A 22093-nucleotide genomic window follows, 5' to 3' on the forward strand; every position below is an offset into this window, starting at 1 on the left:
CTTTTCTCCGGCGCGGGGACGGCCATGCCAATCAGCGCAGGTCAGCGCAACAAGGCTTGTACAAACAAAAAAACCGCCTTGCGGCGGTTCTTCTTTTTGGGGTCCGGAGACCCCAGCGCAAAAAGCGTCTTACAGCTTCTCAGCGTTCTCGCTCAGGTAAGCCGCTACACCTTCCGGAGAAGCGTTCATACCTTTGTCGCCTTCCTGCCAGCCGGCGGGGCAAACTTCACCGTGCTCCTGGTGGAACGCCAGAGCGTCAACCATGCGCAGCATTTCGTCAACGTTACGGCCCAGCGGCAGATCGTTAACTACCTGGTGACGTACATTGCCTTCTTCGTCGATCAGGAAGGAACCGCGGAAAGCAACACCAGCGTCAGCTTCTACGTCGTACGCCTGGCAGATTTCGTGCTTAACGTCCGCAACCAGGGTGTACTTAACCGGGCCGATACCACCGTCGTTGACGGAGGTGTTACGCCATGCGTTGTGAGAGAACTGGGAATCGATGGATACACCGATTACCTCAACACCGCGCTTTTCAAACTCAGCGAAACGATGGTCGAAAGCGATCAGCTCAGAAGGACATACGAAGGTGAAGTCCAGCGGGTAGAAGAAAACTACAGCCTTCTTACCTTTGATTGCTTCTTTCAGGTTAAAAGTATCGACGATCTCGCCGTTACCCAATACCGCTGCAGCGGTGAAATCCGGAGCCGGCTTGCCTACCAGAACTGCCATGAAAACCTCCTCAATCCAATGATGGGTTGTTGATGATACGTAGAGTGTTCAATTTATGAGCAACAGCTATAAATCGAATGGGAATTAATAGTGGGCCGCTATGATACACACCCACTTATTTCAGGCCCATAAATTTTTTAAATCAGGCTGATAGCAGAACGGCTATGCGTGAACTAACGCCCAAAATAGGATGACCTACCCGCAAAAATGTACAAATAGCAAACAAAGAGGGCGAAATGCGACCATTCCGGAATCTTATTGACACTCATTCTCAATTGCAATAGGATTCCTACCTGACTACTATTGAGTAAGAGTTGAACAGAGCCACCGCCATGTATGTATGTATTTGTAAGGGCATAACTGACCGCCAGATTAAAGAGGCGATCTATGATGGCTCCACTTCGGTGAAGGCGTTGAGACGCCAGCTGGGCGTTTCTTCTCAATGTGGACGCTGTGCCGAGCAGACCAAGGAGATCATCGACGAGACCATGAGCGGTGGGATGGTGTCCTCTGCCAACAACGGCCTCTTCTACTCCGCCAGCTGACAGTCCAATATGGCCACCCTCCTCTGGTGGCCTCTATACCACTTTTATCTACCCAGCCCTCCAGCTCTTCGTAAAACCTTAAAAACCTGTATAAGACTCCCATCCAAGTCGAACTAGCGTGCCTCCACTGTCTTTATCTCCGCTCTCAACCTGAACACATATCGGCCAACCTTGGGCAGCTATAAATCTCAACCTGTAAACGCGTCTCCCAGCTTTACATACCGGCCAAACTCTAGCCCTCCGATTTACTTACCTCTCCAATCTCACTGCAATACCCCTTGGATCGGAAAAGTTGGATATTGAGAAAATCTGTTTTAGAAAGCCCCAAAACAACTCCGTGATGTTTTTGGTTTTTACAGCTCAGAGCGTGAATCTGCCATGAAAGCCTGTAGGGTCGGTCCTGTTAGACAAGGCACTCGCAGCGACGCACCTAAAATCTGCTGACTTCAGGAGCCCGAAAATATTACGGATTTATTCAGACACCGCTTTGTTAACCCCTCCGTAATCCTCGTGACATTCGACAGTGGTCAACATCAATTCAGGGCATGAGTCCATCAACAAAATATCAACTCAATCGCGTTTATATTCCAGGTAACCATTCAATGAGTCGGTCAGATGGCAAACTATCAAAAGGTGGGATCATTTAATTTAGAAAAAAGTTAATTATTCAAGCGCCATTCGAATACTAGAAAAGGTTTTGGCTCATCTTATAACTGCAAGCGTTTCACCCGTATATATAAATAAGAAGCATTATTAATACCAAACATGAAAACATTAACCTCAACTGAAATGCAAAACCCACCAATAACAAGGGTTAATATTCGAAATAAATGACTTATTGTTGTATTGCTCACACAACCTAAATGATAATTATTTTCGTTGCCATTTTCGGCTAAATTTGCGTTAAAACCCTTGTTTTTCCTGCATTCCGCAAGAAAAATTATTCCTTGACTTGCCGCAAATCGCAACGCAAACTCAGCCCCGATTGCAGCTTAAACCCTAAAATAAAATTAGGTAAATCAGGCAGCCGCAGACTTTAGTGACTAATAAACTTTAGTAGCTAAAAATATCAACTAATCTCTAGCGACTAACAAATAGGAACTCTCTGCAAACCTAATTAAGTTGGCAGGGCTTCAGGAGCACAGGCTATGAAAGGCGACCCCAAGGTAATTGAGCATTTAAATAAAGTACTGGGTAATGAACTGGTAGCTATTAACCAGTATTTCCTACACGCCCGCATGTACGACAACTGGGGTTTAAAAGAGCTGGGCAAGCAGGAGTATCACGAATCTATCGATGAGATGAAACACGCCGATTGGCTGATTGAGCGTATTCTCTTCCTCGAGGGTATTCCCAATCTGCAACACCTGGGTAAACTTCTTATCGGCGAAAATACCGAAGAGATGCTCAAGTGCGACCTGAAAATTGAATCCAAGGCCATTCCCGACTTACGTGAAGCCATCGCCTATTGCGAGTCCGTTCGGGATTACGGCAGTCGTGAATTGCTGGAGAAAATCCTCGAGTCTGAGGAAGAGCATGTAGATTGGCTGGAAACCCAGCTGGAGCTGATCGACAAAGTTGGCATTCAAAACTACCTGCAAACTCAAATGGAAACTGCAGCCGGCCACTCTGGCAAGTAGCTTAAGTCCTCTCACAGGCATAAAAAAACCGCAGCTTCCGCTGCGGTTTTTTTGTTTCTACAGTATGCCTACCATCTATAGCAGCAGACATATTGGAGCAAAAGCGGAAATTAATCCTCGCCTTCGCTCTCCGCTGATGCCTCATCAATCAAGGTTTTCAGCTCACCGTTCTCATGCATTTCCATAATGATGTCACAGCCACCGATCAGCTCGCCCTTAACCCACAGCTGGGGGAAGGTCGGCCAGTTCGCATACTTAGGCAGCTCAGCGCGGATGTCCGGGTTAGCCAGAATATCAACGTAGGCAAAGCGCTTACCGCAAGCCATCATCGCCTGGGAGGCCCGCATGGAAAAGCCGCACTGGGGGGCATTAGGGCTACCTTTCATATAAAGCAGAATGGTGTTATCAGCGATCTGCTGCTTGATGTTCTCCAGTGTATCCATAAGCGTGAAAAACCTCAGGTGGTCGAAGCAAAAAGTAAGTGTACAGGCACCATACCATCATCTGGTATAGCGCGCCGGCATCCATTGTACCCCAGTGGGGCCGGCAATAAGTACACCATCCCCTCGATGAAAGCAAAAGCCGCAGATCTGCAACACCGGATACCATGTTGAAAATTCAGCCAGCCAGATAGCACACAGCTTATAAAGGCTGTGTTACCATTGCTCTAATCGATATAAAGTGCAGATTAGAAAGCTTAAACAGAATTTTCTGCGGAAAATAGATAGTTCAAATAGTCAATATTTAAGGAGATGCCCCGGTGGCCACCCCGACACTCATGCAAAACTATGGCGATCGAACCCTCACACTGGTGCGGGGTGAAGGCAATTATGTATGGGATGATCAGGGCCGACGATACCTGGATGCAATCTCTGGAATCGCCGTCTGCGGCCTTGGCCACTGCCACCCCAAAGTGACCCTGGCCCTGCACGAGCAGATTCGGACCCTGTTACATGTATCCAATCTCTACAATATCCCTGCGCAGGAGAAACTGGCAGACAAGCTGGTACAGCTATCCGGTATGGACAATGTGTTTTTCTCCAATTCTGGAGCTGAGGCCAATGAAGCAGCGATTAAATTAGCGCGGCGGCTAGGCAATAGCCGCAACATTGAGATCCCTCAAATCCTGGTAATGGAAAGCGCTTTCCACGGCCGCACCCTGGCTACCCTGACAGCAACCGGCAATGAAAAAATCCAAGAGGGCTTCGGCCCTCTGCCCGAGGGTTTTTTGCGTGTGCCGTTTAACGATACCGCAGCCATCGAAAAGCTTGCAGGTGAGCGCAACGATATTGTCGCAGTGCTGGTTGAGCCGGTTCAGGGAGAGGGCGGTGTACGCGTGCCCACTTCCAACTACCTGGGGCAATTGCGCGAACTCTGCGATCAACATAACTGGCTCCTGATGCTGGATGAGGTGCAAACCGGAAACGGCCGCAGCGGCAAAATGTTTGCCTACCAGCATGCGGACATATTGCCCGACGTGGTGACCACTGCCAAAGGACTGGGTAACGGTGTCCCTATCGGAGCCTGCCTGGCCAGGGGAATTGCCGCACAATTATTTTCTGCGGGCACCCACGGCTCCACTTTCGGCGGCAACCCTCTAGCCTGCAGTGCCGCACTGGCAGTGATCGATACGCTGGAAAGTGAATGGTTGTTAGAGCGCGCCGAGGCATTGGGACAACGCCTGCTGCATCAACTCAAACAACAGTTATCCGATTGCGATCAGGTCAAAGAGGTACGGGGCTTGGGGCTGATGATCGGAATAGAATTGCAGCAGCCCTGTGCCAAACTGGTGGACATAGCCCGCGAGCGCGGATTGCTGATTAATGTTACCGCCGGCAATGTAGTGCGCCTGCTCCCCCCACTCACACTCAGCGACGACGAGTGCCATCAATTGGCAAACGATGTCAGCTCACTGATTCACCAGTTTGCACTGCAAGCAGTCTGATGCAAAAAAAGGAGAACAGCTTATGGCGATCAGACATTTTCTCACCCTGACAGACTTGTCTTCGGAAGAGCTCAAGCAAATTATTGAGCGCGCGATCGAACTCAAAACACTGCGCACTCAAGGAATAAATACTGACCTTTTTCGCGGCAAAGTGCTGGGGATGATTTTTGAAAAATCCTCTACTCGTACCCGTGTTTCATTTGAGGCCGGTATGGCACAGATGGGAGGCAGCGCCCTCTTCCTATCTCCCCGCGATACTCAGTTAGGCCGCGGGGAGCCCGTTGAAGACAGCGCCCGAGTAATTTCCAGCATGGTGGATATGGTGATGATTCGCACCTTTGGCCACCAGGTACTGGAGCGCTTCTCAGAATATTCAAAGGTACCGGTGATTAATGCCCTCTCCGATAGCTACCACCCCTGCCAGCTACTCGCAGATATCCAAACCTTTGTGGAGCACCGCGGCAGTCCTGAGGGCAAGGTGGTCGCCTGGGTCGGCGACGGCAACAATATGTGCCACTCCTATATTAATGCTGCCCGCCTGTGCAATTTTGAGCTGCGTATAGCCTGCCCGCCCGGCTACGAGCCCAACGCCAATATCCTCGCTTCGGCAAGTGATCGGGTCACCGTAGTACACGATCCGGTGGAGGCTGTTAAAGGGGCCGATTGGGTGGCCACCGATGTGTGGGCTTCCATGGGACAGGAAACTGAACAACAGATCCGCCTGAAAGCCTTCGAGAGCCTCCTGGTGGACCATGAGCTGATGAGCCACGCCAATAGCGATGCCATCTTTATGCACTGCTTGCCCGCCCACCGTGGAGAGGAGGTGAGTGCCGAACTTTTAGAGGATGGCAACATCTCGGTGGTATGGGATGAGGCTGAAAACCGCCTTCATGCGCAAAAAGCCCTGATGGAATTCCTCCAAGACCACAGTCGATAAACCCTAAAAGGGTACAGCCACTCCTGCGGTTGTACCCTGCTACCTGTACTCACTCCCCTGCGCCTCTCCCCGACAATGTATAAAAGATGCGATTGGCGACAAAAAATCCAAGAGATCGCTAAATTTAGCAATCGGCGCCAACGACTAATTTACAGCCAGCCAAGATGTCAGAATTAAATAAGCGTCAGTAAATTGAGCAATTGAGTACCACTTTGCTCAAAGAGCAGCCATTTGCAAATGGTTATTGCCGTTGTTAATTTACAGCGCTCTAGCTATTAAAAAAAATTGTAAGACACTGTACCCAGCGTTCTTTCCCGGCACCCACTCCTTTGCAGCCCAGGGCTGGCGGGCTCTGCCGCGAAAGTGGCTACTGACTCAGCACCTCTACCCACAATTTATCCACAAACAACTACATAGTTATTCGCCTTGAACTGACCCGCCTACCGCATTATCTTGTAGCGCACTCGAGGCCGACCCCCTATATATTGGGGTAGAGGCTCAAGAGCACCCCCATTATGTGGGGCAAATTCCGGCGCACCACCACACTTTTTGGCGGTGGGCGTCAGGCGCTGCTTTTTTCAAAGCAGAATCAGAGGTAAGCGGGCGGAATGGAATTTCCGCCACAGGCAGCAGCTGGCAAACCTTTTCAGATAGCCGGTGACAAGCCGCCTGTTTCCAGTGTCCACAGCTGTGGATAAACACTGGCAAAGCGAAGGACACGCTCCGCCATGCCACACAGTCATGTGGCCGCCGTTCTTTTGAACGCACGCGGACAGACAACAGAACAAACCTTTCGGAGATTTACATGCACACAGAGACAGGGCGCTCTCAAGCCGTGCCTGCGGAAAAATCAGGCACCTCCAGCGACCAGGCGACTGGCGGCACGACTCTGGCCGCTACTGCACCGGGCCAGATCCGCGTAATCAAGCGCAATGGCACCGTTGTACCCTACGACGACAGCAAAATTGCCGTCGCCGTCACTAAAGCCTTCCTCGCTGTTGAAGGCGGCACCGCCGCTGCTTCCAGCCGTGTCCACGAACAAGTTGAAGAACTGGTCGGCCAGATCAGTGCCACTTTCAAACGCCGCATGCCCTCTGGCGGCACTATCCACATTGAAGAGATCCAGGACCAGGTAGAACTGGCCCTGATGCGCGCCGGTGAACAAAAGGTTGCCCGCGACTACGTACTCTACCGCGAAGAACACGCCCGCCTGCGCGCAGAGAAAGAAAAAACTGCTCAAATTGCCGAGCAAGCCGTCGATGCCCACCCCAGCATCCGTGTAAAGCAGGACGATGACAGCCTTGCACCTCTGGATATGGAGCGCCTGCGCACCGTTGTCAAAGAAGCCTGTGAAGGCCTCAAAGATGTCGACAGCGCGGCAATTCTTAACGAAGCCCTGAAAAACCTGTACGACGGTGTTTCCGAAAACGATATCAACACCGCGCTGGTAATCACTGCGCGCACCTTGGTTGAGCAGGAGCCCAATTACACCTTCGCCACTGCCAGCCTGCTACTGGACAAGCTGCGCTCCGAAGCGCTGCGCTTCCTCGGTGTTGCCGAGCGCGCCACCCAGCACGAGATGGAAAAGCTGTACGCCTCTACCCTGCCCACTTACGTGAAAAAGGGTATCGAGCTGGACCTGCTGGACCCTGCACTGGCCACCTTCGACCTGGAAAAACTCGGCGAAGCTCTAAAAGGCGAGCGCGATCACCAGTTCACTTATCTGGGCCTGCAGACTCTGTACGACCGCTACTTCCTGCACAGCGACGATATTCGTTTCGAGCTGCCGCAGATCTTCTTTATGCGCGTCGCCATGGGCCTCAGCATTAATGAAGAGAACAAAAACGAGCGCGCGGTAGAGTTCTACAACCTGTTGAGCTCTTTCGACTACATGAGTTCCACCCCGACCCTGTTCAACGCCGGCACCCTGCGCCCGCAGCTGTCCTCCTGCTACCTGACCACGGTACCGGACGACCTGCATGGCATTTACGGCGCGATCCGCGATAACGCCATGCTGTCCAAGTGGGCAGGCGGTCTCGGCAATGACTGGACGCCGGTGCGCTCGCTGGGTTCCTATATCAAAGGCACCAACGGCAAGTCCCAAGGTGTTGTGCCCTTCCTGAAAGTGGCCAACGACACCGCAGTAGCCGTCAACCAGGGCGGTAAGCGCAAAGGTGCTGTCTGTGCCTACCTGGAAACCTGGCACCTGGATATCGAGGAATTCCTCGAGCTGCGCAAAAACACTGGTGACGACCGCCGCCGCACCCACGATATGAACACCGCCAACTGGGTCCCCGACCTGTTTATGAAGCGCGTGTTCGAAGACAAAGAGTGGACCCTGTTCTCCCCGGCCGATTGCCCGGACCTGCACGACCTGTTCGGCACAGCCTTCGAAGAGCGCTACAACCACTACGAGCAACTGGCTGCCGAAGGCAAGCTGCGTCTGTTCAAGAAGATCCGCGCACTAGACCTGTGGCGCAAGATGCTGGGCATGCTGTTCGAAACCGGCCACCCCTGGATCACCTTTAAAGACAGCTGCAACCTGCGCAGCCCGCAGCAACACGCCGGTGTGGTTCACAGCTCCAACCTGTGCACCGAGATCACTCTCAACACCAAGGCCGACGACGAAATCGCCGTGTGTAACCTGGGCTCCGTGAACCTGGCTCAACACATTGGTGAGAACGGTGAACTCGACCGCACCAAGCTGGCCAATACCGTAAAAACCGCGGTGCGTATGCTCGATAACGTTATCGACATCAACTACTACGCAGTTGAAAGTGCACGCCAGTCCAACATGCGTCACCGCCCGGTGGGCATGGGCCTGATGGGCTTCCAGGACGCGCTGTACAAAGCCGGCATCGCCTACGCTAGCGATGAAGCCGTCGCCTTTGCCGACAACACCATGGAAGCGATCAGCTTCGAAGCCATCTCCGCTTCCAGCGACCTGGCTGCCGAGCGCGGCAAGTACCAGACCTACGAAGGCTCCCTGTGGAGCAAAGGTGTTCTGCCGCTGGATTCCATCCAGATCCTGGCTGAGCAGCGCGGACAGCAGTTTATCGAACAGGACACCAGCTCCACTCTGGACTGGGATGGCCTGCGCGAGAAAGTAAAAGCCCAAGGTATGCGCAACTCCAACGTGATGGCGATCGCTCCTACTGCAACCATTGCCAATATCACCGGAGTTTCCCAGTCGATCGAACCGACCTACCAAAACCTGTATGTGAAATCGAACCTGTCCGGCGAATTCACCGTAGTAAACCCCTATCTGGTACACGATCTGAAAGATCGCGGCCTGTGGGATCAGGTCATGGTTAACGACCTGAAATACTATGAAGGTTCTGTACAGAAAATCGATCGCGTACCGGAAGACCTGAAAGCGAAATACCGCACCGCGTTTGAAGTGGAGCCGCGCTGGATCGTGGATGCTGCCAGCCGTCGCCAGAAGTGGATCGACCAGGCCCAGTCCCTGAACCTGTATATTGCCGGCGCCGACGGCAAGAAGCTGGACCTGACCTATCGCATGGCTTGGTTCCGCGGCCTGAAAACCACTTACTACTTGCGCGCACTGGCTGCCACTACCACAGAGAAATCTACGGTAAATAGCGGCACCCTGAACGCGGTAAGTGCACACGGCGGTAGCAACGGAGTGGCTGCGGCAGCACCTGCTGAACAAGCTGCACCCGCACCGGCCGCAGTGCCTCAAGCCTGCTCACTGGACGACCCAGATTGCGAGGCCTGCCAGTAAAATTTAAGCCCCTTTTTTATAGGGGCTGCACTGACTCTCGGGGGAGAGCGTCGTAACCGCAAGTGCGGGCATGACCATGCGCAGCGACCCCGGTCCACCCATTATTTTAATAGTGGGTAATACCATAGGGACCGGGGATCGGCTGCGGCTTATTTTCCCGAGAAAACCCAGTGCAATTGCCAGCGAAAATTCAGTGCAAATAAATGCACAAAAGCGCAGCAAAAATTGATCTGGCACAGGATTTTCTGTGCCCAGGCGAGTTAAAAATACGAGCCTGTAATGAATTAATACCGGTAAAAAATATCACCGGTATGTCATCCCTGGTTGCACCCAATTAGTGAGTAATACACCAGGAAGATTTAAGAATTTTTTATCGAACTTTCGATAGTGAGACCGATCAAAAGGGCCAACTATGCTGAGCTGGGACGACATCGACACCAAGCCCCAACAACCTGAAAAAGCAACCGAACCGCGACCGACGCCGGAGACCCAGGCAAAGTCCGTGCAGGAGCCCAGCGCTTCCTACACAGCCGCTCCGGCGTCGCCTGCGGCCCAAAGCGGCTCCACTGCCGTTGATGCCGCCCGTGCCGCAGTTGCTAATATGGACCCGGCTCCCGGCCTGGAAGAACTGGAAATGGGTGCGGCCCGTATCCAGGTAGATGAAAAGCGCATTATTAATTGCCGCGCTGACCTCAACCAGTTGGTTCCCTTTAAATACGACTGGGCCTGGCAAAAATACCTGGACGGCTGCGCCAACCACTGGATGCCCCAGGAAATCAACATGAACAAAGACGTGTCCATGTGGAAAGACCCCAACGGTCTGACCGAGGACGAGCGTCGCATCGTGGAATACTCCCTGGGCTATTTCTCCACCGCAGACTCCCTGGTTGCTAACAACCTGGTATTGGCGATCTACCGCCATATCACCAACCCGGAGTGCCGCCAGTACCTGCTGCGTCAGTCTTTTGAAGAAGCCATTCACACCCACGCCTACCAGTACTGTGTAGAATCCCTGGGTATGGACGAAGGTGAAGTCTTCAATATGTACCGCGAAGTGCCTGCGGTTGCCAAAAAAGCGGCCTGGAGCCTATCTCACACGCAGGCCATCGGTGATCCCAACTTCAAAACCGGCACCGTTGAATCCGACCAGGAGCTGCTGCGCAACCTGATCGCCTTCTACGCTGTCACTGAAGGTATCTTCTTCTACTGTGGCTTCAGCCAGATCCTGTCCATGGGTCGCCGTAACAAAATGACCGGTGTTGCCGAGCAGTTCCAGTACATCCTGCGCGACGAGTCTATGCACCTGAACTTCGGCATCGACGTCATCAACCAGATTAAGCTGGAAAACCCACACCTGTGGACAGCAGAATTCCAGCAGGAAGTCACCCAGATGATTCTCGAGGGTATGGAGCTTGAAGTAGCTTATGCCCGCGACACTATGCCCCGCGGCGTACTCGGCATGAATGCGAATATGATGGAGGAGTACCTCCAGTTTATCGCCAACCGCCGCCTTAGCCAGCTGGGCCTGAAAGAGCAGTTCCCTGGCGCTCAGAACCCATTCCCGTGGATGTCTGAAATTATGGACCTGCGCAAAGAGAAAAACTTCTTTGAAACCCGCGTTATCGAATACCAAACCGGCGGCGCACTGCAGTGGTAAGCGCTTCCTGGTTAGCGAATTACTAAAAAGGAGAAAGTAGTCGCTCACAGGAAGAGAAGTATTGAAAACGGGCTTAATGCCCGTTTTTTTTATCCTAATAATAGCTTGCTAAAGGTTCTCCTTAGTATTCACCCCACAAATACTACTGCCTAACTTTAACTATCAAGCCAGCGCCGAAAAGCAGAACTTCTTGTCTTGCTAGTTATAAGAGGTTCGTTCAAACCTGAGAGATGAATTGCGAGAGTGTCTTTACCATAAGCCTCAAAGCGCTGCACATACTGAATATTGACAATATCACTACGATTGATTCGAATAAATTTTTGAGGGTTCAGCTGGGACTCAAGATCAGTCACCGACTGTTGCACTAACGAGTGAGTCATCCCTTTTTTATCGTGAGCAACAATAATTCCTTGCTCAGCTCTTAGGCAAATAATATCTTCTACCCATAAAACCTCTACACATCCGCCCTTTCTCAATAGAAATCTATATCTAAATCCAGCGCCGACAGCCGGTTCTTCCTTGGCATAAGTTTTATTCGAAAAACTACTCTTTAACTGCTCGAAAGACAGCATAGCACCGGTAAAACGCTTGTAAGAATATGGCTTAAGTAAATATTCAATTCCCATATTTTGAAAAGCATTCATCCAATAGGAGTCATGGGCGGTGGTATATATAATCGGGCAGGGTAAATCAATCTCATTCAACACGTGAAACACCGGCCCATCGAGTAGCTCTATATCTGAGAATATAAGATCTAATTCGATTTCTTCCAGGAAAAATCTCCGAACCTTTTCAACTTTATCCAACGGACCCAAGATTTTGGCTTGAGAGTTATACTTCAGTATATAGTTCTTTAGCTTCCCGGCCGTTAACGGCTCATCCTCAATCAACAGAATATTCATTGAATGATTACATTAGTTACAGATTAGTGGAAGGCGCAACATGAATTCACCATCCTTTTGCGTGACTTCTATTGACCTACCTAAGATCATCTCCGATCTTTCCCTCAGGTTTACTAGCCCTAACTTTCCCGAAGGAACCGTTGTAACTTTTGGCCTTATTTTATTTCTCACCTCAAGCCAGTGATCAGTCACTATTACTTTAACCCACAAAGGATTCTCCCTATCCCCCTGGTTATGCTTGATTACATTTTCCAACGCCAACTGAAGAGAGCAAGGTAAAGTTACATGTTGATATAAAGTATTTCTTCTACATTCAACATCTAATTTGTACGCATGAGAAAACCTTTGCTCCACCAATGACATGTAATCCATTGCAAAATTAATTTCACGTTCAAGACTTGTCGTTTTAAAATCTTGACATTCTAAGACATATCGATAGATATTTGTAAACTTATCTAGAAACTCATCAGCCACCTCAGGATTGGAACCTATAAGTGCCGACAGAACATTTAGATTATTAAACAAGAAATGAGGATCCAGCTTCTGCTGCATAGCTTCAAGCTGTTTCTCCAAAAGTAACTTTTGTACTCTCTCCAAATCTAGACGCTGCTCATTAACCCCTTTAATTAGCCTGAAGGAAATAACTGCACCACAGTTTAAAACATGTAAAAAAATCAAGCTCAATGCAAGTAAGGACACATGTCTTCTATCTATCTTCTGGATACCAAAGAACAGTTCCAAAGACAAAGTAAGAAATATTGCTAGGAAAAAGTAGATAAAGCCGCTAATTAAAAAAACTGCAAGGAAAGATTGGATAGATATATTTTCCTCTTTTTTACTTGGTATTAACGTGCCATATACTTTCAGCGACAACCATTGAGAGAGAAAGCACTGTAATACAATCCAAATTGGTGCATCATAATGTATAACGATGGCACTTCCCGGAGTAGCTTTTATTGTAGCAGAGTACAAGACAACCAAAATTGAGAAACATGTCGTCAAAAAAATAATGGCTACCTTGCTCATCTTTATATTTTACTTATTTATTTACTGCGGAAGGCGCATAATAACCTGACCATTGACATCGAGAAACTCTAATTTTGCCTCACCATCTTTGGTAACCATTAGCTGAATACGTTTGTTTCCATCAATATCATTTAGCTGAAGCTTCGAATCACCATTTAGGGTACCGTAAAAAGCCCTTCTAGTCCCACCAAGCTTTTCTTCTTTATACAGCTTTGCTAGCCGTTCTATTCGCTCTTTATCGCCAAGCCTTTTAGCCTCACTAAACTCCTTAGACAGATCAAAATCCATATCCTGATCAGGACGGTCCATTACTGTAAGGCCCGTGACCATATAATCAGAACTTTCAATGTGTTGCACCATTAGAGTTTGATCTTGATTATATCTATCAAAAGATAGATGCAACCCATGGTTAGTTATACCACCGTCCTGACTTCCTCGAAATATAAATCCCCCATTTTCAGTCCCCTCATCATTGTAAAAAATCATCCCAGGCCTAGATGAATCTGATCGAAATACCTCTCGCCCATACCTTTCGACCCCTGGCGCCTTATCTGAGTTTGCTAGAACCATACGGTTCAAGCCGTTCTTTTCTACAATATTGATTCGCTCGACAAAAATTTCTTCAAACTCAACGGTGTCTCTCTTAAGCCCCATTAAGCCGCACAAAAAAAATACGCTCAATGCTAGTAGTACATTAATTTTGCTTTGACGACTTGATACTTGTCTTTGATTTTCCATGTTAGCTTCCTTACCTAAATAGAACCTCAAAGTTAGGAGGTAGAAGGAAAGTGTTCTAGAAGAAAGCTGTGAACAGGGGGAGAACCCAAATAAACAGGGGGAAAAGCCAAATAAGATATGCTCACGAGACCTTTATGCAACATCCAGAGAGTTGCTTTTGAGATATGTACAGTCAGCTAACAATAGCAATCATCGTATATAGATAGTGACTTTGGGAGTACAGCATATAATGAGCCCCTATACTTGCTACCTCCCTCAAACTAGACTTATGTTCCACTAAAGCCCTTATAGATCACCATTGACGCCTATCAGTAGGTTAAACAGTTTGGACAAGATTCAGAATTGGCGCATAATAACTCATATTAGCTACACTCGACCCCCAAGAAAGCGTTGTCTGTCGTAGCCGACCGTCTTAAATTTATGATTGTGAATTCTCTATGAACACCCCTGATTTGAATGATATTGCCACCTTGAGCTGTGAAGATCGCTACGAGTATTTTCTGAGCATAGCCGGAGAAGAGCGGGAGATCTGGATACTGATCGATAGCCAAAATTGCTTTCTTAAAATACACACCGATGAAGATGGTGGCTTTGAATATCTGCCAGTATGGCCAAGCGCTGAATTTGCCCAAGCCTATGCCGAGAATGAAACGGGCCTCACCCCTAAAAGCATTCCCTTACCACAGTTTTTAAAGAAGTGGCTTTCTGGCTTAAAAGGTGACGACATTGAAATAGGTGTGTTTCCTGCGCCGGATAAAAGCGTATGGATTACTAGCTCAGAGGAACTAGAGATCGATCTACGGGAAGAGCTGAACAACTTCTAAATAGGCTATTCACGTTGAAGCTATCGCTTCAAAAATCCGACAAAGAAAGTTCAGCTCTATTGAATAAAAGTAAGATAACAGGGTAAACACCTGTTATCTTACTTGGGTAATATACAATTACAGATTCGCCGCCTGATATTTATATATACTATTCACTTGAGGCGCTGCAATGAAAACCAGGAATAAAATAAGTTTCGACGCCACCAAAAACTATAAGGAAGGGAAAGATATAAAGCCGGCCTTGCCCGCTTATAGCAGCGCAGTCGCCAGTGCAAAGCATTCGGAAAAGAAAAGCAAATAGTATCCGGTTGGATAACTTTCACGTCATCTAAATCTCCCCATAAGTCGATATCCGAACTCAAAGCAAAATCCAAAACTCTTCCTCTAGAGAGTAGGTAGATATTAACTCCCTGATCCAGAGACCACCAATCATGTAGGATAACTAACACTTTATCGAGAAATTGGTATTGAGCAACAATCTCTCTACCATAAACGGGTATAGCTCTTTGGTTGGGGCCATCAATTAATACGACTTTACTATTATCAATTGGATTAAGCTTGAAGTGATTCACCTCAGAGAGAAAAGCGTTCGTCACTATCCTACCCCCTTAAATTCCAGACCTCTAACTTTACTACAAACTTTTAATCCAAAATATAGCTCCCTGAATTAGCAGGGTATTTAAAAAATCTTAATATGTTCCCCTAATTGGGTAATGGTTATCAGGATTTCGGATAAACTCGATACCCACCAATAGCGTTTGCAAGTCAGGCCTCGCAAAAGGTGCATTGGAAATGTCGGCTATTTGCAGCCTTCCAGATTCGTTGATGACAAAAACACCCGGTTCAGCAAAGGGCCTATCTGTTTCTTCAGGGGAGCGGGGTTTTGAAATATAGAGCCCAAGCTGCTGCATTTGGGGTATTGATAAACCGTAACCGACAGTAAATCCCGGCTGAATTGCTTCCATATGCAGAGAAGCTTTTTCCTCCGTATCGGCAGAGACAACAGCCACGTCAATACCCTCCGCATGATAGCGGGGTAGTAGTACACTCAAGACACGCAAATACTTGGTACATAGTGGGCAGTGCTTACCTCGGTAAACGACTACCATTTGCCAAGGGAAACTACCTTCAAGCTTCCCCAGTACCAACTCACCTCCACCAAGTCGCTTTACTTCTATTGCAGGAAAATCGATACCAGCAGCAAGCTTTATATTGCTCATTAGCACCCCACTTGAGAATATAAGAAGAGACTTAGTCAACCAATGAATCCCACCGTTAGTATAGGAGACTCGATGAAAAAGCCCCTTATTCGTTTTCTATCAACGCTATTAGCAGCCGGACTGCTAAGTGGCTGCCCTGCTAACCACCAAAGTAACTCTTCTCCTGAAAGTCATTCCCAGCCTCTTGAGTTCTTACCTGCCCTGAAAGGGGACTACTTTAAGCTGGATTCAGCGATTATTGGGCGCCCCTACCATATCTATACTCGCCTGCCTGAGGGCTATAATCCAAACGAGGATACAACCTACCCGGTCATTTATCTCCTCGATGGGGATTCACTGTTCCCAATTTTGGCTACTAATCACCTGTTTATGCATTACGATGATTACGCCCCCGAGGCGATTATCGTAGGTATTGCTTACGGCTCATTTAAACCCGAGATCAATCATCGCAGTTTTGACTTTTCACTACCCGGTGACAGTGACACACTTACGTATGGCGGTGCAGCACAGTTTCTCAACTTTCTAGAGCGGGAGCTCTTGCCAACAGTTGAAAGCCGCTACTCGGTAGACCCTCATCAACGAGTTCTCTTCGGTCAAAGTCGAGGGGGATATTTTGTGCTTTACACAGCATTTTCTAAGCCCGACTTGTTTAAAGGATTGATAGCCAGCAATGCCACCTTCCTACCACAACAGGAATTTTTCTACAGGGAACCTGTACAAGCGACAAGAGAGGATCTGACTCTGGTAGTAACAAGTGGCTCCAAAGACATGCCAAACCTGCGCAAAGATGCACTCTCCTGGCATAAGCACTGGAAAGAACAAGAGACCACTCCCTGGCGCATTGCATTTACAACGATTCCAGGCGGTACCCATGCGGCAAATAGTACTGACAGTTACCGTTTCGGCATCCACGAGATTTTTGCAGAAGAGATCGAAATATCTCGTATGAAAGCAGAGAACAATTTGCAAGTGGTAGAGGATCACTAGAGCTAAAAACTAATAGAAGTAAATATGTGATTCCCGCAAACTAAAAAGCCCGCTTTTAAGCGGGCTTTTTTAAAACGATGAGCTAATTACTCTGTACAGGCAGCAATACGACCAGCCGTATTTTTACCGGCACCACAGTTCAGGCCATCGGGGATACCAGTGTAGTCTGGGGCCATAATACCGCCGTTACGCTGAGCGTCATGATCGGTATAAATACTCGCCAGGTTATAGGAACGCGCTGTCCCCTTGTTGTCATTATCGCAGGAGAAGATAGCGCTACCGTAAGCGATACCCAGGAAAGTCTTGTATTCCTTCAGATTTGACCACAAGTTGCGCTTAGCAGAACCAGAGCAGTTCATCTGGGAAGCCAGATTGATATAACCATCGTCCTCACCGCCCAACAGCAAAGAGCTAGCACTCTCAATACCTGGGAAACCGGCGTAGCCTCCAATGGTATACACCGGTGCAGCCAGGTTGGTGCCGACATAGTTGCGTACAGCATAGACATCATTGGTTTGCAGGTAACGTACTGCTGCGCACTCACGACCGATAAACCAATCGTTGATCAAATCTTCGATCCAGCTACCGTTACACAGTCGATCAACCCCTTCAGTACCAGTGATTGCACCACCAGTAGTAAAGATTGCCGCGATACCGCTAATGGCAGTGTCAAAGTCCACTTCAACCGCATAACTATCATTCAGGCCTGCGACATTAACGGTTTCGGTTTTCTTCTTACAGCTTTTCCAGAACCAGGAGCCAGTACAAACCTTCGAGGTTTCGGTCACAGTATTGGAATCCAGCTGGTTGTAAGCACGGTTATAGTAAGGGGACCCCGGTACGGCATTGCCTGCGAGGTACATCATCTGGGTGGCGCCCTGACTGTGGGCGATCACGTAGAAAGTGTCATCGGCAGCGCACTGGTTTTCATGCTCATAATCATCGCCTTCGCCATTGCGAATAGCGATTATCTGCCGAGCGATTTCACCCGCTGTGCCGTCATGCCAGTAGGGCATCTCGCCCTCATCGGTGGAGTTGTAGCCAACCACACCGTAATTGCCGCCGTTTACACGTAACTGTTCAATAAAGTCACTACCCGCGTATTCATCGAAGTAGGCCTCACTCCAATAATCTAAAGCCGGCTGCTCAAGATTACCCTGGGAGTTAGTACGCTGCTTGATATGGCCCTCAGTACCATGGCCATGAACCAGGATGTAGCAGTTATCCGCACTTGCTGAGGCTGATCCCAAAAGCCCCGCTATTACTAGGGAGAAGCTCGCACCCAATCGCTGATAAAGTGTCATTTTGATGTCCTTTTATTTTTGCTCGGGCTTGATCCCAATTTTATAAATTGTCTTTTTATGTTGCCGAGACTGTTTTATGGCTTGCGAAAGGTATCCGGTTAAGAAGTGCCAAGAATATGACTATTAGCGCCAAACAGAATCTTAGGGCGACAAGCAATATGACTCTGCAGTCATAAAGAGAAAGAGGCTTAGCTGAATGTGACAAAGTTCGCAAAAACTAAGAACCGCGACCACGCTCTAGGTCACAGTATTGATGAAACTAAAGGTGAGTGAGCACTTCCACAAAAAATTTTGGAGCAAGCTATCTTTTCGAAAAAATGATTTATGTAAAGAAAAGGCTGGATCGTTTAAATTTCAACCACCCCTATCGTAGCACACAAGTATCGCAGCCACTTTTCTATCGATATACCTGTGACACGTTATGCACCCTTCCCATAAAAATTGTGGCACTAAATTAAAACATACAGCAAGAATTACAAGGTATAAATATATGAGCATATCTACGGAGATAATTTTTAGAGGCTAACTACTCGGGAAATATACTACATACACTTAAAATCAAAAGATAATCATCTAGTAGTAGGTTATCCGCCGATCGAATGCATACTCATTGAACATCTACGGTAGGAAGGGAAAAATGATAGAGCCAAAAAGGTTTTGGGATAAAACTGCAGCGCGCTATGCCAAAAGCCCTATAAAAGATTTAAAAAGTTACAAGAGAAAACTGGCTATAACACAAGAATATTTTCAGGCAGACTGGTCTGTATTGGAATTCGGATGCGGCACGGGTAGCACCGCCATTCATCACTCATCCTATGTAAACAGTATAACTGCCACTGATATTTCCGAGAAGATGCTGGATATTGCCAAGCAAAAAGTAAAAAGTGCCTCTATTAAAAATATAAATTTTCAACAAGGCACCTTAGGTTCACTAAAATTCGAACCAGATAGTTTTAACGCCATCTTAGGGCTAAATATATTACATCTTCTGGAGGATATAGATGGTGCTATCGCGCGGGTTTACAATTTATTAAAACCGGGGGGCATATTTGTATCAAGTACTGCATTAATTAAGAAAAGCAATTGGCGATTCTTGATCCCAGTGATGCAACGCATAAACCTGGCCCCTTATGTCCACAAAATTGACAGACAGGAGCTTTTAGACAAGCTTACACGAGTTGGTTTTCTTATTGACCAGGAATGGCAGCCTAGTAAGGAATCAATTTTTTTGATAGCAAAAAAGTAAGTTCTTCATTCCCCATATACGCGGCCATATTTCACGAATTCCAGTAGAAAAAAGCAGGAGGGCGGTAAGGGGGAGCCCCCTTACCAAATTTATCTCCCAGTATCATTACAACAGTTCAGGAGAAAAAATTAATTAACGCTATTTGAGTGGTAAATCATCGCCTGCCAAACATTTTGCTGACCATTCACATAGTTATCGTAGGTGGGGTTTTTAATATAAGTCCAAGCTACTTTTCCATCACCTAAGTACATAGGCTCATCCAAACCACCCCATCCATAATTAGGTAACTCGATTGGCCCTTCAAGTACGTTTAGATCTGCATCGACTTCCATTACATAATAAGCTTTTGGCACTAATAACCTTTTAGAGCCGCTGTCGGCATAAATACGGTTATAGGACAAGTTATCAGAAATACACTGGAATTTTGCATACCCAAATAAGTAGCGTCCATTCTTTAAATCAATAAGTTGTGGATCACTAATTTGGCAATCATCATCCTCAACCAACCAATTAAAACCCTGGCCTTCCATACTACCGGTAGAGCTGACTTTGGCGATGCCAATACGGGTTAAAGAGCTGGAATCTAGTGCATCACCGGAATAAAGTCCCTGCCTTGTTATTGTGGAGAAACTATCATCATCTTCCCAGTAGTTATAACTCATATAAGACAGGAAACAGTTGGTAGTGTCATAGCCTGCACAATCTTCATCAAACGGACCAGCATCAGAAGAATCAACTCCAACTTCATCCTGCAGGAACCGGTCCATATCTGCATCTTCAATATATTTGGGAGAAACAATAAGTGAAAGATTTGTATCAGCATCTACAGGCACAACCGTATGTCCCCCACCATTAGATACCATCGCCGACGTTGAAGGAACAAAGTGATTGAAGCGCCCTTCTGTAGATGAGCTGGATGTTTCCATCTTTACTGCAATGGTACCCAGTTGCCCGTGTGTACTACCTATCCAGTCGTTCCAATCACTGGTGCAAATTGCTCCATAAAGCTCACTGTCCGGATTATAAAATGAGCGAATATTAACCACATGTCCATCGCCACAAGCCCAGTACCAACCACGGTTATCTGAGCTGGTCATATCGAGGGACCAATTGTCACGGTCTATCACCGTTAACCCCGCCGAGTAGTGAGAGCTCCCATTACCATCAAATACTCGTGCCGACACAGAGAAACCATAGCTGCTGCGGCCTTGGCTATCATCTTCAACACGAATCAGCTCTTGCGCACCAAGGTGGGTGCCACCATGCATCTTATTCACTACGTAGGCATCAGGAACTTCATCCAGCGATTGGCTTTCCCACTCCAATAGCCAGATTTGTTCGTTATATTTGTAACTGGCATCGCGAATATGCTGCAACAAATCGTCATAGTCACCAGAAGAGAGACTGGTAATAATGTATTCCATCTCCTCCTGCATATCAGACCCTTTAATCGTGCTGAACGAGGGAGAATCTCCAAAGTCAGTATCGGGGAAGTTTGCTTCCAGCCCGGCAAAAAAATCATCGAATGTCAGAGTCGGGTGCTCTGTAAAAAAGTCGATATACTTACCGTGATTGGTTGCCACCATAAGACCAATTTCATTGGCTATACGGGATTCAATCAAGTCAATATTGTCTTCCATTTTCATCCAGCTTGAGCCGTATTGCTCAACTAGATCTGCCTCCACATCATAGCGTTCACTGGCTTGATATTCTGTATTACACAGTACCGCCACTGTGGAACAGTTAGCGCTGACGGCTATACCGTGGGATTCGTAGCATTGATTTAAAATCGTGGCATTACCCGTTGGCTCAAAACTGGAGGTATCTGGATCATACTGCAACTCATATACAGAACCGTAAGTGGTATCCGCAGCACTGCTCCCCTCTGACAAAGTAGTAGAAACAAACATCCTGGGAGTATCGGTATCTGTAGCGCAGGTCGCCGTATAGTTCCGAATTGGAATATCAATATCCTCTTCGTCCTGCTCGCCATCAGTGCGCGCAATATAGTGGGCCATCTGGTAGACCTCACGAGCGTTGTTCATACCTTCTGGTAAAGTCACATCAATCGCAGTCAGTGAAGCAAAACCCAAGTCACTGACTTCTACATCCCCCACCACAACCGTGGTCCCTACATTATCTGAGATCGGGGTATCATCATCACCGGAAGTCCCCTGACCGCCACTTCCACTACCGCCCTGGCCACTGCCGCCATCTGTTGACGATCTGTCTGAATCCGAGGAGGAGCTGCCTCCACCACCGCCACATGCAGCCAGCAGCGCCGTCAAAGCAAGCGCTATTAATTTCTTATTAACTAGTAAACCCATCAGTTCTGCCCAACTTGTATGCCGCTAAAATTTTTAGTTATTACTTGCTGCCATTAACTAAGTTTGTATACCCAATGTGACAGCGGGCGTGAACTTTAAAGGAATGCAATCGATTGTCTGTGAGCTGGTTTTCGAAATATCCGGAGGGCGATAAGCGGTAATCCTTCGCCGATAAACGGTGCCGGGCCACCAAATGGTTGAGATATCACTGCCCAGACAGGAACTGGGCAATAGTTTGAGCACAAAGGTACTGGCTAGCTATTACAGCTGTAACAATTAGCTCCAAATTTGTAAAACCGATATAGTCTCGGTGAAATA

General features: G+C 47.9%; 19 protein-coding genes. 10 read left to right on the forward strand and 9 right to left on the reverse strand.

The window, feature by feature from the left end:
• Positions 1-129 precede the first annotated feature (129 nt).
• Positions 130-732 carry a peroxiredoxin gene (locus tag ACJJI1_RS02130; protein WP_143730920.1) on the reverse strand — a complete coding sequence of 201 codons (603 nt, stop codon included), beginning with the start codon at positions 730-732 and terminating at the stop codon, positions 130-132.
• A gap of 314 nt (positions 733-1046) precedes the next feature.
• Here ACJJI1_RS02130 and ACJJI1_RS02135 point away from each other — a divergent pair, with 314 nt between their 5' ends.
• Positions 1047-1277 carry a bacterioferritin-associated ferredoxin gene (locus ACJJI1_RS02135; RefSeq protein WP_413662956.1) on the forward strand — a complete coding sequence of 77 codons (231 nt, stop codon included), beginning with the start codon at positions 1047-1049 and terminating at the stop codon, positions 1275-1277.
• 1148 nt (positions 1278-2425) lie between these two features.
• Complete coding sequence (gene bfr, locus ACJJI1_RS02140; RefSeq protein ID WP_020412720.1) at positions 2426-2917, forward strand: bacterioferritin; 492 nt, start codon at positions 2426-2428, stop codon at positions 2915-2917.
• 110 nt (positions 2918-3027) lie between these two features.
• Here bfr and grxD read toward each other — a convergent pair whose 3' ends face one another.
• Positions 3028-3360 (reverse strand): Grx4 family monothiol glutaredoxin, encoded by a 333-nt coding sequence (gene grxD, locus ACJJI1_RS02145; protein ID WP_282933784.1) that lies wholly within the window; start codon positions 3358-3360, stop codon positions 3028-3030.
• Between the two features lie 317 nt (positions 3361-3677).
• Here grxD and ACJJI1_RS02150 point away from each other — a divergent pair, with 317 nt between their 5' ends.
• The 5 genes from ACJJI1_RS02150 to ACJJI1_RS02170 all read left to right on the forward strand — a co-directional run bounded on the left by ACJJI1_RS02150 (position 3678) and on the right by ACJJI1_RS02170 (position 11201).
• Positions 3678-4862, forward strand: a complete 1185-nt coding sequence (locus tag ACJJI1_RS02150) for an acetylornithine transaminase (protein WP_444958412.1) — start codon at positions 3678-3680, stop codon at positions 4860-4862.
• Between the two features lie 22 nt (positions 4863-4884).
• On the forward strand, positions 4885-5799 hold the full coding sequence (gene argF / locus ACJJI1_RS02155) for an ornithine carbamoyltransferase (protein ID WP_444958413.1): 915 nt from the start codon (positions 4885-4887) through the stop codon (positions 5797-5799).
• An 805-nt stretch (positions 5800-6604) separates the two neighbouring features.
• Entirely contained in the window at positions 6605-9544 is a 2940-nt protein-coding gene (locus ACJJI1_RS02160; RefSeq protein ID WP_444893081.1) for a ribonucleoside-diphosphate reductase subunit alpha, read from the forward strand.
• A 203-nt stretch (positions 9545-9747) separates the two neighbouring features.
• On the forward strand, positions 9748-9882 hold the full coding sequence (locus ACJJI1_RS02165; RefSeq protein ID WP_444958414.1) for a hypothetical protein: 135 nt from the start codon (positions 9748-9750) through the stop codon (positions 9880-9882).
• Positions 9883-9956: 74 nt separating this feature from the next.
• Entirely contained in the window at positions 9957-11201 is a 1245-nt protein-coding gene (locus ACJJI1_RS02170; RefSeq protein WP_444958415.1) for a ribonucleotide-diphosphate reductase subunit beta, read from the forward strand.
• A 155-nt stretch (positions 11202-11356) separates the two neighbouring features.
• Here the strand turns inward: ACJJI1_RS02170 and ACJJI1_RS02175 are convergent, their stop codons facing one another.
• The 3 genes from ACJJI1_RS02175 to ACJJI1_RS02185 are packed head-to-tail and all read right to left on the reverse strand — an operon-like array spanning position 11357 to position 13867.
• Positions 11357-12103: a LytR/AlgR family response regulator transcription factor gene (locus ACJJI1_RS02175; protein WP_444958416.1), complete on the reverse strand. Its 747-nt coding sequence runs from the start codon at positions 12101-12103 to the stop codon at positions 11357-11359.
• A 12-nt stretch (positions 12104-12115) separates the two neighbouring features.
• Positions 12116-13129, reverse strand: a complete 1014-nt coding sequence (locus ACJJI1_RS02180) for a sensor histidine kinase (RefSeq protein WP_444958417.1) — start codon at positions 13127-13129, stop codon at positions 12116-12118.
• Positions 13130-13150: 21 nt separating this feature from the next.
• Positions 13151-13867: a hypothetical protein gene (locus ACJJI1_RS02185; protein ID WP_444958418.1), complete on the reverse strand. Its 717-nt coding sequence runs from the start codon at positions 13865-13867 to the stop codon at positions 13151-13153.
• 437 nt (positions 13868-14304) lie between these two features.
• Here ACJJI1_RS02185 and ACJJI1_RS02190 point away from each other — a divergent pair, with 437 nt between their 5' ends.
• On the forward strand, positions 14305-14691 hold the full coding sequence (locus ACJJI1_RS02190) for a DUF2750 domain-containing protein (protein ID WP_444958419.1): 387 nt from the start codon (positions 14305-14307) through the stop codon (positions 14689-14691).
• Positions 14692-14843: 152 nt separating this feature from the next.
• Here ACJJI1_RS02190 and ACJJI1_RS02195 read toward each other — a convergent pair whose 3' ends face one another.
• Both ACJJI1_RS02195 and ACJJI1_RS02200 read right to left on the reverse strand, forming a co-directional pair.
• Positions 14844-15287 (reverse strand): hypothetical protein, encoded by a 444-nt coding sequence (locus ACJJI1_RS02195; protein ID WP_444896442.1) that lies wholly within the window; start codon positions 15285-15287, stop codon positions 14844-14846.
• 93 nt (positions 15288-15380) lie between these two features.
• The gene (locus tag ACJJI1_RS02200) at positions 15381-15911 is read right to left on the reverse strand and encodes a redoxin domain-containing protein (RefSeq protein WP_444958420.1); all 531 of its coding nucleotides are present in this window, start codon (positions 15909-15911) and stop codon (positions 15381-15383) included.
• A gap of 72 nt (positions 15912-15983) precedes the next feature.
• Between ACJJI1_RS02200 and ACJJI1_RS02205 the strand changes: the two genes are divergently transcribed.
• The gene (locus ACJJI1_RS02205) at positions 15984-16898 is read left to right on the forward strand and encodes an alpha/beta hydrolase (RefSeq protein ID WP_444914450.1); all 915 of its coding nucleotides are present in this window, start codon (positions 15984-15986) and stop codon (positions 16896-16898) included.
• A gap of 86 nt (positions 16899-16984) precedes the next feature.
• Here the strand turns inward: ACJJI1_RS02205 and ACJJI1_RS02210 are convergent, their stop codons facing one another.
• On the reverse strand, positions 16985-18202 hold the full coding sequence (locus ACJJI1_RS02210; protein WP_444958421.1) for a hypothetical protein: 1218 nt from the start codon (positions 18200-18202) through the stop codon (positions 16985-16987).
• 637 nt (positions 18203-18839) lie between these two features.
• Between ACJJI1_RS02210 and ACJJI1_RS02215 the strand changes: the two genes are divergently transcribed.
• Complete coding sequence (locus ACJJI1_RS02215; RefSeq protein WP_444958422.1) at positions 18840-19448, forward strand: class I SAM-dependent methyltransferase; 609 nt, start codon at positions 18840-18842, stop codon at positions 19446-19448.
• Between the two features lie 128 nt (positions 19449-19576).
• On the opposite strand, the gene ACJJI1_RS02220 is transcribed toward ACJJI1_RS02215, so the two are convergent.
• The gene (locus ACJJI1_RS02220; RefSeq protein WP_444958423.1) at positions 19577-21775 is read right to left on the reverse strand and encodes a hypothetical protein; all 2199 of its coding nucleotides are present in this window, start codon (positions 21773-21775) and stop codon (positions 19577-19579) included.
• Positions 21776-22093: the final 318 nt, after the last annotated feature.

It is taken from the genome of Microbulbifer maximicatervae (SeqCode) (assembly GCF_052467065.1).

What these genes read in the sequence shown, in the direction of transcription:
- ACJJI1_RS02130 (WP_143730920.1), bottom strand. Translation starts at nt 732, where the DNA reads ATGGCAGTTCTGGTAGGCAAGCCGGCTCCGGATTTCACCGCTGCAGCG.
- bfr (WP_020412720.1), top strand. Translation starts at nt 2,426, where the DNA reads ATGAAAGGCGACCCCAAGGTAATTGAGCATTTAAATAAAGTACTGGGT.
- grxD (WP_282933784.1), bottom strand. Translation starts at nt 3,360, where the DNA reads ATGGATACACTGGAGAACATCAAGCAGCAGATCGCTGATAACACCATT.
- argF (WP_444958413.1), top strand. Translation starts at nt 4,885, where the DNA reads ATGGCGATCAGACATTTTCTCACCCTGACAGACTTGTCTTCGGAAGAG.
- ACJJI1_RS02160 (WP_444893081.1), top strand. Translation starts at nt 6,605, where the DNA reads ATGCACACAGAGACAGGGCGCTCTCAAGCCGTGCCTGCGGAAAAATCA.
- ACJJI1_RS02165 (WP_444958414.1), top strand. Translation starts at nt 9,748, where the DNA reads ATGCACAAAAGCGCAGCAAAAATTGATCTGGCACAGGATTTTCTGTGC.
- ACJJI1_RS02170 (WP_444958415.1), top strand. Translation starts at nt 9,957, where the DNA reads ATGCTGAGCTGGGACGACATCGACACCAAGCCCCAACAACCTGAAAAA.
- ACJJI1_RS02175 (WP_444958416.1), bottom strand. Translation starts at nt 12,103, where the DNA reads ATGAATATTCTGTTGATTGAGGATGAGCCGTTAACGGCCGGGAAGCTA.
- ACJJI1_RS02180 (WP_444958417.1), bottom strand. Translation starts at nt 13,129, where the DNA reads ATGAGCAAGGTAGCCATTATTTTTTTGACGACATGTTTCTCAATTTTG.
- ACJJI1_RS02185 (WP_444958418.1), bottom strand. Translation starts at nt 13,867, where the DNA reads ATGGAAAATCAAAGACAAGTATCAAGTCGTCAAAGCAAAATTAATGTA.
- ACJJI1_RS02190 (WP_444958419.1), top strand. Translation starts at nt 14,305, where the DNA reads ATGAACACCCCTGATTTGAATGATATTGCCACCTTGAGCTGTGAAGAT.
- ACJJI1_RS02200 (WP_444958420.1), bottom strand. Translation starts at nt 15,911, where the DNA reads ATGAGCAATATAAAGCTTGCTGCTGGTATCGATTTTCCTGCAATAGAA.
- ACJJI1_RS02205 (WP_444914450.1), top strand. Translation starts at nt 15,984, where the DNA reads ATGAAAAAGCCCCTTATTCGTTTTCTATCAACGCTATTAGCAGCCGGA.
- ACJJI1_RS02210 (WP_444958421.1), bottom strand. Translation starts at nt 18,202, where the DNA reads ATGACACTTTATCAGCGATTGGGTGCGAGCTTCTCCCTAGTAATAGCG.
- ACJJI1_RS02215 (WP_444958422.1), top strand. Translation starts at nt 18,840, where the DNA reads ATGATAGAGCCAAAAAGGTTTTGGGATAAAACTGCAGCGCGCTATGCC.
- ACJJI1_RS02220 (WP_444958423.1), bottom strand. Translation starts at nt 21,775, where the DNA reads ATGGGTTTACTAGTTAATAAGAAATTAATAGCGCTTGCTTTGACGGCG.